Origin of the sequence: Brevibacterium sp. S111, from assembly GCF_004745075.1 — a bacterium.
Classification (GTDB): Bacteria; Actinomycetota; Actinomycetes; order Actinomycetales; family Brevibacteriaceae; genus Brevibacterium.
Genome location: NZ_RHFH01000005.1, coordinates 27114 through 41519, shown reverse-complemented (window position 1 = coordinate 41519; position 14406 = coordinate 27114). Strand labels below are relative to the sequence as shown.

The window sequence follows — 14406 nt, the reverse complement described above, 5'->3', positions numbered from 1 at the left end:
CCTCCCCGTGTGCTCCATCCTGATGGCACCTGGCATCGGAATGGCTGCGTTTCTGGAGCACGGCGGGGCCGAAAGAATATGTCTCCGGGATAGAGGTAGGGCGCGGCGCTGTGCATGGGAACCTGCTCCTTTACCGGTCTGCGAGGAGGTCGACGAGGGGTTTGCGCCATGCCGATCGTGCCGCGACGAGCAGCGCCGAAGTCATCCCGATAAAAGCGACGCCCACGAGTAGCGCGGTCGGGCCGATGGCGATACCGATCTGGCCGAGGTCGTGTCCATGCGAGGCGAGAGCGAAAGCGAGAAGCCCGTACTCAATACCGATCGGGATCATCCCGATGATCACGGCGCTGACAGTGATGATGAGAGCCTCGAAGACCATGATGAGATCGGTCCCGGCCTGAGTAGCGGTCGCACTGCGCAGCGTGACGATGTCCTCCGTATGCTGCCGTGCGGCCATCACGACCACAGCGATACTTCCGACACCGGAAATCACACCGACTGGTAGGAGGAGAAGGATTCCTTCGAGAGTGTTCAGGGATGCGCCTAGAGGCGAGACGTTGGCCGCGGTCGCGCTGATCATGCCGAACGTGCCGAACAGTCCGATGCCCAGCGTCAACGGGGCTACCGTACCGGCGGAACCGGCGATGCGAGCGATGGCCATATGTCGGGCGACGCGCCAGGACGGTGAGGAGGCGAGCGCGAATGGCTTGGTCCAGGCGATGATGACCAGTGGCAGGAGCCACGGCGCCACCAGCGCGGTCGTGACCGCAAGGGCCTGGATCAGAGGCAACGTGACGACCACGGCCAGTGCGACCTCGTCGACCATGACCACTCCGGCGAGGCTGGCGAAAAGGGGCAGCACGGCAACGACGAAGACGGCCACGACCGCGATGAGATAGCTGAGGCCTGGCCGGGTGGCGACGTCCGGAGCCGAACGCAATGCGACCGGTGATTTCTGTGCCGCTCTCCATGCGGGGATGACAGCTGCGATGACCGCGAGGGCCGCAAGAATAGCGACTGCCCCGACCATCGCCCAAACGGATAGCACTGCGGGCAGGGACGGTGCGTCGGGGTGGCCGATGCCGATGAGGAGATCATTGATCCTGCCTTGGAACGGCAGAGCCAGCACGACCCCGGCGAGCACGCCTGAACAGCAGACCGCGACAGCCTGCACGAGAATCATGGCCGTGACCTGTGGCGGTGACGCGCCGCCGAGCCGCCACAGCGATTGCGCTACGGCGGTCTGTGCCGTGACTCCGGCGAGAACGATGGCAAGAACGATCACCGCGGGCACTCCGGAGAACACCAGCATGTTCGAACCCAGAGTGACGTATTCGCCCTTACTGCTCCCGAGGTCTGTGAAGAAGCTATCGGGTGCTGTGGTGACCGCGACGAGGAAGTTCAAGCACCAGGTGATGAAGATCGACACGGTGATCGCGACGAGCACAGCCGAACTCCACACCCACTTGTTGCGCTGGATGTCTCGGAGCGCGACGGTCAGAGTGGAACTAGCCATGGTTAACCTGCTGCGCGGAAGCGGCTGCCGGGGCGGATACGGTCAACTGCTGTATCGTGGGTTGATGGACCTCTCGCACGATCTGGCCATCACGCATCACCAGGGCGCGGTCAGCGAGCGCTCCAGCGGCCAGATCATGGGTCACGAGCATCACTGTGGTGCCGTTGCGGGCAAGCTGCTGGAGCTGGTCGAGCACGAGCGCGGTCGAGGTGGTGTCGAGGGCTCCCGTGGGCTCGTCTGCGAGGAGGATCGTGGGCGGTGAGTACAGTACCCGGGCCAGTGCCACTCGTTGCTGCTCTCCACCAGAGAGGCTGCTGGTGCGATGCTTGACGCGGTGTTCGAGCCCGAGCTTCGCAAGGATGCTGGTTGCTCTGCCGAAGTCCACTCGTGCGTGTGCGAACCGGCTGGGGAGAAGCACGTTCTCGACAGTCGGCAGCGACGGCACGAGGTTCAACGATTGGAAGATGACTCCCACTCCCCGCCGGTGGACCTTGGCGATCGCGGCCTGACGAGACCGGGAGATATCGGCTCCGAGGAGGACTGCTTGCCCGTAGCTGGGCCGAGCGAAGCCGGCGAGGGCATGAAGCAACGATGATTTTCCGCTGCCGGATGGTCCGACAACGGAGACGAACTCGCCTGGGTAGACAGCAGTCGACACGCCTCGCAAAGCGTGTGTGGGGTCGGCCCCCTTGCCCGACTGATAAGAGAGCCACACCTCACGACAGAATGCAGTCGGATCGATAGTCAAGGTGGGCATCATATTTCCTCATACAGTCGGCGGGGTCAGGGTGTGGGTGCAGATTTGCCCGGCGCGGACGTCGCTTGTCCGCACCGGGCAAATTGGTGCATCCTTCAGCAGTCGAACAGGCTGTAGATGCTCCACGCGGCCTCGACTCCGCTGGTCTCGATGGTGTCCAGTTCCTGAAGCTCCATGACGTTCTTCACGAGGGTTTCCTCCTTCCTTCACTCGGCGCGGTGCCATCCGGCGTCGTAGTCCGGCTTAAGCATCGTGGAATGAGCCGCCACTCAATCCGAGTGCTTTTCAATCCGCTCCGACTTGAGTTTTCCTTTATTCCGGATGTGCCTTGTGATCACTACTATTCCTTGGCGGACGTGACGTTGAACACCTCCGACTGGTCGGAGTCTCGCTGTCCGACCGGATGGGAGATGCACATCTCGGGTGAAGAGTCAACCGGCCAACTCGGCGGACTTCCTTGTCGGGTTAGTCAGTCTTAGTTCCGCGACCGATCGGACGGGGCCCTGGCGGCGTGTGGCCGAGGACAATGGGAAGCGGGCCAGGTGTGAGTCGCATTGGTCCACGTGATACTGGCGGGAGGGAAAGCATGGGCTCGCGACGACGCGCGAAGCGCCATCAACCTGCCGGCCCCCTCTGCCCAGATAGCGGCAAGCGTCAGTACCGCAACTATGCCGAGGCTGCCAGGGTGGCCCTACGACGCTCGCGCTCGGCCGGCCCGCTCCGAATCTACCGGTGCCCATCCTGCGGGTCATTGCATCTGACCAAACGGCGTAACTGGGGCTCGCCTCCTCCCGCCTAGAGGCCGCGTGCCGGGCCGTCTCGACGGGGCGTGCTCTGGGCATGGTCCCGGTCGTCGGGGAGTTGCCGCTGCCGTTCCCGGAGTGCTGTCTCATGGGCTTCGGCGGCGGCGCGCTTGATCTCGATGAGATACACCGCCTGATCCGCTGGCAGGCCGCGGAGCTCGGCGGCCTCGCCCCGCGCCTCTTTCGCCGATGCCCTCCACTTCGCCGCCTGCCTCCGGGGGCTCGTGCGCAGGTACCGGTCGGGGTCACGGCGGACGTTGTCCGCCCCGTGGAGGCGCGCCAGAAGGGTGACCCGGTCGCGGCGTTGCCGCTCTTGCAACCCGGTGCGCGCCTGCCGCGCCTCGACCACGGCCTCGTCAGCCTCCACCACCTCGGGAGCCTCCTCAGCCTGCTGGGCGGCGACACGACCCACCCACTCATCGAGGTCGCCCCTATGCCGCGGGAGAGTGCCCCACTCCGAGGACAGGCGACCGCGCAGGGCCTGGGCGTGGTCGCGGGCGGTGTCGTGCTCGCGCTGGGCGCGCCGCTTGCCGAACCACCCAGCCGTCGCCAGTCGTCCGGCGGCCTGGGCTTCCTCACCCACCGCGTCAAGGTACTCCCGGCCCTCGGCTTCGGCGCGTGCCTCCAGGGGCGCGAGGGTGTCGGCCCGCACGGTGGCGGCGTGCTCCTCGGCCGTGGCGAGGGCGGTAGTGGCCTCGTCCGTCTCCTCCCGATGCCGCGCCGAGAGCGCGGCAAGCTGCTCACCAACGTTCTCCCACCAGGCGGCCCGCTGTTCAGCCTTCTCCGCCAGTCCGTCGAGGCGGGACAGCTCTCTGATGACCATCGAGGCGGGGCCGTCCTTGACAAGACCGGCGATGGCCTCGTGTGCGCGGGCGGTGGCGTCGGTCAGGCCGCGGTCGGAGCGGTCGCGGCCCATCGCCTCGACGAACTGCGCCTTCGCGTCCGCGAGGTCCGCAGCGACCACGTGGAGTTCGTTGCGTCCGCTTCCGCGGGTGAGGCCGACGTAGACGGCTGCGGCGTCGAGGGCGTCGGAGAGCACCGTGTGCGCACTGTTCACGGTGGTGCCTTGGACGCCGTAGGCGGTGGCAGCGTAGGACAGGTGCACGTGCTCAGCCACATACTCGGCCGGGAGGGCGACGGTGACGTTGTGTTTGCGGTCGGTGCCGGTCTCGATGGCATGCACCGTACCGTCCTCGCCGATGTGTTGGACGGTGAAGGTCTGCCGGTTCGCCACCCGCAGCTCGGCATCGTTCTGCCGCGCCTGCACCAGATCCCCGACACCGATGGGCAGACCGTCGGAGCCGGTCACGGTGCGGGTGTCATCGACCTCGCCGGCTTCGACGCGGACGGTGCGGATGAGCTCATTCAACGCCGTGGCCTCATCGTTGGTCGCCACCGTCACCGCATCCTCGGGGGCCGTGTGCTCGGCGATGTGCTCGCGCAGCGCGTCATCGTCAGCGTGCAGCTGGACCAGGCCCAGGGCGTGTAACTGGTCGAAGATCGCCGCCGGGTTCTTCCCGTCGCGCATCCGCAACGTCAGGGCCGCGTACTGGTCGTCGTCGAAGCGGTGCAGCTCGCTCATATCCACGGTCGCACCACGGATGTGGGCAGCCATGTCGAGCACGCCGCCGCGCCCCACGGCCGGGAGTTGGGCGCGGTCGCCGACGAGCGCCACCGACGCCCTGGCCTCGCGGATGATGGTGAGGAGGGCCAGGGCGGTGTCCTGGTCGAGCATGCCGGCCTCGTCCACGATCACCCTCTCTCCGCGGGCCAGCCGCGCGGCCTGCGGCGGACCCATATAGGTCTTGCCCGTGGTGGGGTCGGGATCGCCGCGCTTGAGGCGGGTGAAGACGCCGTCGTCGTTCCACCGGAACCCGTGCGCGTACACGAGCGCAGCCACGGAATCGGTGGGCACCTTCAGAGTCTCTCCTGCGACTTGGGCGGCCTTCTTCGTGGGGGTGACCACCCGCGCCCGCCGGTTCTCGTGTTCGAGGGCTTCGATGGCGGTGGCGAGCATGGTGGTCTTCCCGGACCCGGCCGCCCCCTCGACGACCACGAGCGGGTCACGGGAGGCGACCGCGGCAGCGGCCTCAGCCTGCCCGGCATCGAGACCGTGCTCAGTAGCGAGGGTGCTGAGGTCGGGGCGGCGAGGTTCGCGGTTCGATGCCTGCGCTTCGAGCCGGTCCCGCAACTGCGTCTCGGCCTCCACCACCCGCAGGCTGGTGAGGTGTGCAACATGTTCGGGGTGCACGGCACCGGGTGGCAGCACGGAGAAGCAATCTCCTATTGCAAGGTCGGTGGCGAGTTGCACGAACTCGCGCAACTCCTCGCCGGTCGCTTGCACGCCGTGGTCGGTGGTGATGCGGGTGACGTGCTCGCGGATGGTGTGCACCGTCCACGTCGACCCACCCGCCGCAGCCCGGTCCAGGGCACGGTTCGCGACCTCCTGCACGCTGAGATCATCAATGGAGACCCGTGCCGGTGCCGGTGCTCGGGTGAGGGTCTCGGGGTCGTAGCCGGCCTGGACAAGTTCCTGCCGCCACGCTTCCTCGTCGCCGAGGTCGGCGGGCTTCTTGTTCGGCCGCTCGTACGCCCACGCCTTGTGCAATAACCGCGCCCGGACCACGGGGCCGGGCTCCTCGCCGGGATGGGCCTGCTCCCATTCGGCTTCGAGACGTGCGAGGTTGCGTTCGACCTGATGGGCGCGCTTGCTCATCACCGGATTGAACGCCTCCAGCTCCGTGACCTCCCCCGTGACCGGATCGAGGGTGAGCCCATGCGCGTCCAGGGTTGCAGCCAATTGCGGGTTCGCCGCGATCACTGCAGCGCCGAGTGCACGGATCGCGCCTTGCTGCTTGAACAGGACCGCAGTATCGAGGGCACGCCACTTGCCCGCCGCGGGAACGCGGGTGCCGATCTGGAAGTGCACGTGCCGGTGCGGATCACCGGCACGACTCGTGCGGTGCACCACGGCGACGGTCTGCACCGACTCGACGGGGATGATTTCCTGCTGCCCGCGCGGGCCGACCCGCGTGTAGGCGTGCTGGGCCAGCCACCGCCGAATCTCAGAGACCGCGTCCTGTTGGGCGGCGTCGAGGGCGTCGGAGACTTCCGGGTGCAAGGCGGCCGCGATTGAGAGGGACTTGGGGGTGTTGACGACCATCTCCGCGAACCGCGGGGAGCCCTTCCGGACCTCGCCCGCCTCGCGCGGGATGCCCATCTGCTCCCCGGTGATCGGATGGACCCAGTCGACCCAGCCTGCGTACTGCTCCGGGTCCAGGCCGGTGTTCGCGACGACCTCACCGCGACTGTTGGTGATGGTGAAGTCCGCCAGGGCGGTGCCGCCTTCGAGGTAGTAGTCATCCGCGGTCGACCGGTCGGATTCGAGGTACCGGCGCGCGGCGGTTCCGGGTCCGCGGAAGAGGGTCACGCCGCCTTTCATGCCGGTCACCGCCTTCCTCACGAGTCGCTTCGCGAGGAAGGTGTGCGGGCACTACCGCAGGTAACATGCGTCCATTCGTCTCTTCCGGTGCGGGGCTCATGAGAGAGACCGGAGTAAGGGGCGGCGGAGCCGGTGCGGTCGGACTCGGCTGGGGTGCTTGTTCAGCGGCGGTACGGAGGTCCGTGTGGCTGCGGGGCGTTGTCCATGGTCTGCTGGTGGTGGATCTGGGAAGATGGAGACTGAAGGACAGGAGATGGGTTGATGGTGTTCCGGGGTGAGGTCCGTTCGGTCGGTGAGCTGCTCGCAGCCTCCCTGGTCGAGCCCGGGCCTGTGCTCGCGACCGATGTCGGGGTGCGGCACACCGCGGCCGGGAACGCGAAGGCCTGCCGGAATCTCCTGGCTGAGGGCGAGGGCCTGGACGCGTGCTGGCGGTTCGGTGTCCTCCAGACCCTGGATGACTACACGTCCACGCTGCGCCGCGGTGGCCCGGGCCTCGCCGCCGGGGTGTTCGTCGATGAGCCGGAGCTGACCGGGGCCGGCGAGGCGGATGCCGCGTTCGCGGCGTTGGCCGATCATCTGGCTGAGCGCGACGGCTGGTCGCCACCGGTGTGGGCTCTCGACCCGGCACGGCGCACCACGGCCTGGTATCCCTCGGTGCCCGCGATCTTCCGCGCAGACGCGGACCGGGAGAGCCCGCGGGCGTTCCGCCAGCGCGGGATCTTCCTCACGGCCCGGTCGCTGTTCAGGGCGTGACCGGGCGGGTGGCAGCAAGCAATTCGGCGACGTTCGTGTCCAGGTCCGATGTTGGTCGGTTGGCAGTCACCCCTGGGTCCAGTTGCACCACTTGATCTGCTCTTTGGATGAGCCGTTCGGAGTGGGTCGCGGCGATGACGAGGCGGTCTTTGCGCAGTTGGTCAATGGCTTCGAGGACTGCTGTCTCGGTGTGAGAGTCGAGATGGGCTGTGGGTTCGTCGAGGAGAAGCAGCGGTCGGTCGCTGGCGAGGGCGCGAACGATGGAAAGACGCTGTCGTTCGCCGCCGGAGAGGCTGGTTCCTGCCCGTTCCAGGGGCGACTCGATGCCATCAGCGCCGAGCCTGTCATCGAGGTTGAATGCTGTGAGGAGAGTCCGCAGTGTCGTTTCGTCAGGCGGGTTGGCCTCGTCTGGGGTGAGGAAGGTTCGGACCGTTGCTCCGAGAGTGGGCGTGCCTTGTTCGACATAGGCGATGGAACGCCACAGCTCCGGCGGGGACCAGTGCGGAAGATCCTTTCCGCCGATGTGCATCTGGCCGGCGGTGACGGGAGCGAATCCTGCAATCGCGGATAGGAGTGTGGTTTTCCCGGCGCCGCTGGGTCCGACGAGGCATACGAGGTCTCCGGCGCGTGCGGAGAATGACACCGGTCCGACGACGGCGCCATCGGCGGGTTCGAGGATCGCGTCGGTGACTTCGAGCCGGTTGATAGTCGGCGCGGGCACTGGAGCAGATGAAGACGGTTCCGCTTCGGATGGGAGTTGCTCGATCCGGGATTGGGCTGCTTGGGCAGTGCGTACCTGTTGGATCAGTTCGGCGTACTTGGCGGCAGGAGCGAGAAGGATGGCTAGAGCCCCGAGGAACCCGGAGAGGTTGGCCACGGACATGGCATCGATCGATACCAGGAGCATTCCGAGCGCGCCGAGGGCGACAAGCAGAAGCATTGATGTCGTCTTGACAATGAGGTCGACGAGCGCTTGAGCATGTCCGACGCGACGCTCTGTGACGGCGACCTCGGCAAGCCGGGTCTCGAACTCACGTCGGTAGCTCGCGCCCAGGCCGTACACGGTTGCTGAGCGGATCGAGCGAAGGTACTCGCCGATGTCTGCTGCCGTCTCGGCCAGCGCATTGAGCCCGAAGGCAGCGCGTTCTTTGACGGGCTTGATGACGATGCCGATGATGAGGCCTGCGACGATGAGGGCAACGAGCAGAGCGAGCGTAAGCCTCCATTCGAATCCGACCATGAGCACCAGGCAACCGACAACTGTGATCACGGCGGTACGCCGACGAATCGCGTCGGCCGTGAGCAGGGGCTCGAGCTCGTTGGCGTAGTGGCTGTAGAGCGCGGTCGCCTCGCCGACCCCGAGCTTCTCGACGGTTCGGGGCCTGAGGCCGACCAGCCTGGCCGCGACGGTCAGGCGCAGTCGATGCATCTCTGAGGCGGCGATGCGGGTGAGGAGCACCACCTGAGCGGCAGCAAATGCTCCGGCGCCGATGATGGCGGCGAGCATTGGCACGAGCACCCCCATGCCAACCGGTGCGCCGTCTAAGACTCGTGCGACTCCAGAGGCGATAGCAACAGGGACGATGAGTTCGACGATGGCCGCGATGACAGCGACTGTTTGACCAGCCCAGCGGACGCTGCGTCGTGAGCGCGCTTGTACGACCAGCAAATGATCCTGCTGAGCGGTTGTCGGCGCACTCATCGTGCTACCCGGTCGCGGCGGAGGCTGGCGACGGCAATGATGGCCAGCAGCAGGGCACAGATCGCGGTGGGCAGGACGTGTGCGAGTTCCGGTTGCGGGAGCATCAGCTCGGATGTCGCCGTTCTCGGCAGCCAGGCGCTGGCGTCGGCGAATAGGCCCGAGAGTGCTGGTTCCAGCCCGACGATGTAGACGAGCATGCAGATGGTGATGACGATCCACCTCCGGGTCAGGGCGGAGAGGCCGAACGCGAGCACAGCGATCACCACGGCTTGCATCGCAGCTCCAAAGACCGGGGAGCCGCCTGCTTCCCACACGGTGAGGTGAGCCAGATCAGCGGACTGAGCCCGTGCAGCTTCGGTTGCGGCGAGGGTCACCGCTGCGGTGGCGGCACCGGCGATTCCGGCGATGACCACCAGCAGCACCAGGCGTACCGCGAAGAGGAACCGGAGGCGGCGGGCAGCCACGCCCATCTGGAGCAGCGCCCCTGATGTGAGCTCGCCTCCGGCGAATCGGACCCCGACGATGATCGCGGCGATGGGTACGAGCATTGTCAGGCTGCTTCGCGCCATCGACGCTAGGTCGTCGTTGGTGGATTCGGCGGTGAGGGTGGTGTCCGTTTGGAGTTGAACGCCGTTGCCGCCCGATGACGTGGAGCCGGTCGCTACGGAGATGGCGAGATAGGTCAGTGCCGCGGAGACGGTGATGAGAGCGCCGATCGTGATGAGGACGACGGGATCTCGCACCCATCGGCTTGTTTCTGTCCGCGTGATGCGGGGGGCGTTAGAGGCGGTCATGGAACTTCTCCTCAAGTGTGGCGTGACGTTCGTCGGCGGCGAGGACGCTGATGCCGGCGGTGGTGAGAATCCGAGTAGCGGCAGTTGCCTCGTGGGTGAAGACCACGGGTGCTCCGGTACTGTCTCGGCGGCAATGGATTCCTGCGTCGGTGAGCAGCATCTGTGCTCGACTGGTGGCGTCGGAATCCATTCGGAGGATCGTCATCGTGCTGGCACCGACGAAGTCCGCGGTCTGGCCTGCGAACATCAGATGCCCGTCGTCGAGGACGATGAGCTGGCTGCATAGGGATTCCACGTCGTGCAGGTCATGGCTGGACAGCAGGACGGTCCTGCCCTGGCCAGCAAGCATGATGATGACTTCCCTGATCCGCTGGCGCGTATCGGGGTCGAGTCCATTCATCGGTTCGTCCATGAGGACGATCCTGGTGCCAGCGAGGATCGCTGCGGCCAGGAGCACGCGTTGCCGGTTGCCAAGGGAGAGACGCCGGAGCCGGGTCTTCATCTCTGCGGCGATGTCGACGAGTGCGGCGGCGTCATCGATCTGTTCGTTAGTGGCTCCGCAGAGGCCGGCGATGTAGCGCAGGTTCTGCCGTACGCTCCAGCCAGGCCAGAGGGCCATACCGTCGACGGCCGCCCCCAGCCCTCTGCCCGCCGCTTCTGAGTCGGCAAGGTTCTCTCCGAAGAGGAAGGTTGTTCCGGAGCTGGGTCGCTGGACGCCCGAGAGAATGCGCAAGAGCGTCGATTTCCCGCTGCCATTGGCACCGACGAGACCGATGACCGTTCCTTGGGGCAGGGAGAAGGAAATGTCTGTCAGCGCACTGCGGGGCCCGTAGCTGTGGCTAATCTGCTCGGCAATGCAGATGGTGGTGTCGCTGCTGTCCATGATGGGCGCCTGTCTTTCGTGTGCAGGAAGCGGGGTGCTCCTCCGCATATCGACCGTGCGGAAGAACACCCCGTTTCGATTGTGTGGTTCAGCCGCCGTAGCTGGCGCAGACGACGACGCCGACACTGACGCAGAAGCCCATCCGCGGATCGGTGCCCGGCCGGACCTGGACCAAGGGTGTGTTGGCCGCGCGTCCGTCCTCGGGCATCTCGAACTCGCGGGTGGTCAGCCGCAGCCCGTCGGGCGTGGGCACGCCATGCTCCCTGAGGGTGGGCACGTTTGCCGTCTTCGCGGTGTACTCACGCCGCTCGGAATACGTCGGCAGCGCGGCGATTCCGTTGACGTAGTCGAGGAACCCGTCGGTGGAGATGATGTCGATGAACTCGTTGATCTGCTTCGTCACCGTCTCCTTGTTGACCTGATGACGGATCTCGTCGAGCGTCCGATCCACTTCGGTGTGGTCGGTGGTTTCCATGACAGACATGGCATTTCCTTTCGTGGGGTGAATACTCGTGGGGTTGAGTATTCAGATGGGGGTGTTACTGCTGGTTCTACTCGCCTCGGGCTGCGAAAGCTTTCAGCGCGGGGAACCAATGTGCATCCTTTGTCGTACCGGACCACCAGGTGTATCCGATCAGCAAAGCGATGCGTTCTCCGGTCCTGAGGTCCAGGACCAAAGGCGCGCCGAGTCGCTTCAGGGCGCCGAAGGAGGGGAATCCTCCTCGTGCGCCGCCGGCAGCGACTCTGCTGTACTCGGGGAGGAAGCTCATCGAGACATGGGCGATCTCGTTCGGCATCAGCGTGCGCCAGGACCCGAGACTCAGGCGGTCGTCTGACAGGTCGATCCGGCCGCGATGAGGGAAGAGCATCTGCTGATTGACGATGGCTAGCAACCGTCGGAGGGAGGAGTTCTTGCGCAACTCGTCGACGGTGGCGGCATGGTAGGTGTCGTGTAGCGCTGTTCCGTTGCCTCTCACGTCGGTGGAAAGCATCAGCCTCACGCCCTCGCCGGAATCGACTCGTTGTCGAAGGTGTACGTCACCTTGCGCACCCCATCGGACATGAGCTTGGTGACGCAGAAGATCGTCGGCCGGTGGTCGCCGAACTGAGACCGCTGGATCTTGATCCCGTCCGGTGTGTGGATTCCCCGCTTGCCGAGCTCGTCAGCATCGAGCAGGACTGTGCGGACGTAGCTGTCGCGGTCCTCCGGAGGGAGGTCGTAGAGTTCGCCCAACAGGGAGACGAATTCGTCCGTGGTGATGAAGTCACGGATTTCTTCGAGTCCTTCACGCGCTTCCTTTTGCACCGCTTCACGGGTCAGCGGCGGGAGCTGCGAGTCTTCCTCGACTTTTGGATAGTCGATTCTGGTCAGGTTCTCGTATTTGTGTGTGCGGTCATTCATGGCGATCCTCCGCGTTGAAAATCTGGCGTGAACAGGATTTCCTGTTGCCATCTACGCTCCCAAGATCATGGTGTCGCCCGCATCGGCGGAGCGGATAGACAATTCCTCGCCCGATCGGCCTAGAGAACAGGCTGTTGTATAGGCCGTTCGGACGCGAATGCGCTGTGACCGCGTCGCGGCATGAGCGTGTCGGCGCGCTCTGTGGGCGGGTGTGACCGGCGGTGCCGGGCAGGGTGGCTTCGTGACGGTTCTCTAGCCGAATGGCGAAGGACGGTGGGGAGGTAGAATCAGGAGCAGGACGAGCCACGCGGACACGAGGGGATGGACAGTTCCCGGGAGGCGGTGAACGGATGCCAACGACACCTCGACCCGAGCCCGTGCATCGCTCGACAGACTGGGCACGGTCGGCCGCGTACGTGCTCGTGATCGCCTCACTAACTGTTCTCGCGGCCAGTGGGATGAACGGCTGGCCTCAGGTGATCCTCATCGGGCTGGCCGCCCTGGGGGCCGCTGCCGCCCTCGTCCGCGAGAAATACCCGTATGCACTGCTCGTGGTGGCGTGGGCGACGACGGCGTTTGCCACCCAAGTACTGCTCATCCCAGCACTATTCAATCTCGGAGTGCGACGCAAAGGTCGGCGCGGGCTCCTCGCCATCGCCTTGACCTTCGTGCTCTTGGGTGTTGTCGCGGCGCGAGGGGAACGTCTCGTATCGGTCGATGGCGTTGACCTCGAAGCCTGGACCAGCGTCGGCAGTTGGTTGCTCAACAGCATCGTCGTCGTACTCGTCCCCTACCTCATCGGCACCGCCGTCGCGGCGCGCCGAGACCTCACCGACAGCTACCGGATTCGTGCCGAGCATGCCGAGGCCGAACGATCAGCGCGAGCGGCTGAGGCTGTCCTGTTGGAACGTGCCCGCATCGCCCGCGAAGCCCATGATGTGCTTGGGCACAAGCTGTCTCTGCTAACCATGCAAGCCGGAGGACTCGAACTCAATGCCCACGCCGGAGGGGAGGTCGTGGAGAAACAAGCACAGCTCATTAGACGAAGCGCCCGTGCGGCCCTCGACGATCTCCGGTCCATCATCGGCTCGATCGAGACTCCCGACTGGCTGGATTCAGAGGCAACGGAACGATCACTCGTTCCCCAGGACATCCTCGGGATCGAGAAGCTCATCACCGAAAGCCGTTCCAGCGGGGCGATCGTCGACCTCGTGTCCTCCGATCTGACCACACCCGAGATGCTTCCGGAGAAGACCACGCGAGCGGCGTACCGGATCGTCCAGGAGGGCCTGACCAATGCGCATAGGCATGCGCCGAGCGCGCCAGTGATCGTGTCGCTTGCGGGATCTCCGGGACAGCACCTGGTCATCGAGGTCAGAAACGCTGTGACAGACCCTGTCTCCGAGACAGAACGCCCCGGCCACGGAGGGCGAGGGCTACCCGGCCTCCAGGAACGCGCGCGCACGGTCGGCGGCGAACTGACAGTCACCGAGTCCGACTCCGTGTTCATCGTCCGAGCCGACCTGCCGTGGCCGGCAGCTGATACCGACCAGACGGAGGCGAGCGGATGATTCACGTCCTCATCGTTGACGACGACCCGCTGGTCCGGGCCGGTCTTCGGTTCATCTTCGACTCTGCTGACGACGTTGAGTGCGTCGGAGAGGCTACTGATGGGAAGGAGTCCATCGTCGAGGTCGAACGGGTTCACCCTGATGTTGTTCTCATGGATCTGCGGATGCCGGGCATGGACGGGCGTGAGGCCACCGCCGAACTGATGAAGCTCCCGGAACCCCCGAAGGTCCTGGCCCTGACGACTTTCGACACTGACGCGCACGTCCTCTCAGTGCTCGACGCAGGAGCCAGCGGTTACCTCCTCAAGGACACGCCTCCCGCCGAGATCATCGACGCGGTCCGTGAAACGGCCGAGGGCCGCACAATTCTCTCATCGCGCCACGCGAGAGTACTCCTCGACAAATACTCGGTGAACGGCAACAATGCCAGAAAAGATCAGGCGATTGAAGCCCTTTCCCAACTGACCGAACGCGAACGAGAAGTCGTCCAGTACGTGGCCCAAGGACTCACGAACGCTGAGATCGGTAAACGCCTGCACTGTTCGCCCGCGACAGTGAAAGCACATCTCGCCAGCATCTTCACCCAGTTGCAGATCACCAATCGTGTCCGATTGGCTGTCCTCGGACACGATGCGGGCCTCTCGGACTCGCCGACATGAGAACAAGATGCCTCAAAGTGGACCTCACATGATCAGGCGCGGAAGATGAGACCGAGCGCGCGAGCCACGATTTCCGCAGAATCAATCCACGGATGGTATGACCGGATGCTGGTCGAGGACGTGG

General features: G+C 65.4%; 12 protein-coding genes. 3 read left to right on the top strand and 9 right to left on the bottom strand.

Translation table 11 applies throughout. The annotated features are described in order from the left end of the window. Positions 1–130: 130 nt before the first annotated feature. The 3 genes from EB836_RS07060 to mobF form a co-directional block, all read right to left on the bottom strand. Positions 131–1516 (bottom strand): FtsX-like permease family protein, encoded by a 1386-nt coding sequence (locus EB836_RS07060; protein ID WP_135538913.1) that lies wholly within the window; start codon positions 1514–1516, stop codon positions 131–133. Then, complete coding sequence (locus EB836_RS07055; RefSeq protein WP_167854382.1) at positions 1509–2174, bottom strand: ABC transporter ATP-binding protein; 666 nt, start codon at positions 2172–2174, stop codon at positions 1509–1511. The genes EB836_RS07060 and EB836_RS07055 overlap by 8 nt, the downstream gene beginning before the upstream one ends. An 894-nt stretch (positions 2175–3068) precedes the next feature. After that, on the bottom strand, positions 3069–6518 hold the full coding sequence (gene mobF, locus EB836_RS07045; RefSeq protein ID WP_240689718.1) for a MobF family relaxase: 3450 nt from the start codon (positions 6516–6518) through the stop codon (positions 3069–3071). A 261-nt stretch (positions 6519–6779) separates the two neighbouring features. Here mobF and EB836_RS07040 point away from each other — a divergent pair, with 261 nt between their 5' ends. Then, a complete protein-coding gene (locus EB836_RS07040) occupies positions 6780–7271 on the top strand; it encodes a hypothetical protein (protein WP_009883844.1) in 492 nt (163 codons plus the stop codon). On the opposite strand, the gene EB836_RS07035 is transcribed toward EB836_RS07040, so the two are convergent. The 6 genes from EB836_RS07035 to EB836_RS07010 all read right to left on the bottom strand — a co-directional run bounded on the left by EB836_RS07035 (position 7261) and on the right by EB836_RS07010 (position 12052). Beyond that, on the bottom strand, positions 7261–8973 hold the full coding sequence (locus EB836_RS07035) for an ABC transporter ATP-binding protein (RefSeq protein ID WP_101556085.1): 1713 nt from the start codon (positions 8971–8973) through the stop codon (positions 7261–7263). The genes EB836_RS07040 and EB836_RS07035 overlap by 11 nt on opposite strands. Further along, positions 8970–9767: a hypothetical protein gene (locus tag EB836_RS07030; RefSeq protein ID WP_081448591.1), complete on the bottom strand. Its 798-nt coding sequence runs from the start codon at positions 9765–9767 to the stop codon at positions 8970–8972. Before EB836_RS07030 ends, EB836_RS07035 begins: the two co-directional genes overlap by 4 nt. Further along, the gene (locus EB836_RS07025) at positions 9754–10650 is read right to left on the bottom strand and encodes an ABC transporter ATP-binding protein (protein ID WP_009883847.1); all 897 of its coding nucleotides are present in this window, start codon (positions 10648–10650) and stop codon (positions 9754–9756) included. The genes EB836_RS07030 and EB836_RS07025 overlap by 14 nt, the downstream gene beginning before the upstream one ends. An 88-nt stretch (positions 10651–10738) precedes the next feature. After that, positions 10739–11134 carry a hypothetical protein gene (locus tag EB836_RS07020; RefSeq protein WP_009883848.1) on the bottom strand — a complete coding sequence of 132 codons (396 nt, stop codon included), beginning with the start codon at positions 11132–11134 and terminating at the stop codon, positions 10739–10741. Positions 11135–11201: 67 nt separating this feature from the next. Then, a complete protein-coding gene (locus tag EB836_RS07015; protein WP_050773395.1) occupies positions 11202–11642 on the bottom strand; it encodes a hypothetical protein in 441 nt (146 codons plus the stop codon). A gap of 5 nt (positions 11643–11647) precedes the next feature. After that, positions 11648–12052 (bottom strand): hypothetical protein, encoded by a 405-nt coding sequence (locus EB836_RS07010; RefSeq protein WP_009883850.1) that lies wholly within the window; start codon positions 12050–12052, stop codon positions 11648–11650. Between the two features lie 458 nt (positions 12053–12510). Here EB836_RS07010 and EB836_RS07005 point away from each other — a divergent pair, with 458 nt between their 5' ends. Then, positions 12511–13623, top strand: coding sequence for a histidine kinase (locus tag EB836_RS07005; protein ID WP_205683326.1), 1113 nt, complete (start codon positions 12511–12513; stop codon positions 13621–13623). After that, the gene (locus EB836_RS07000; protein WP_135538904.1) at positions 13620–14282 is read left to right on the top strand and encodes a response regulator transcription factor; all 663 of its coding nucleotides are present in this window, start codon (positions 13620–13622) and stop codon (positions 14280–14282) included. The genes EB836_RS07005 and EB836_RS07000 overlap by 4 nt, the downstream gene beginning before the upstream one ends. Positions 14283–14406: the final 124 nt, after the last annotated feature.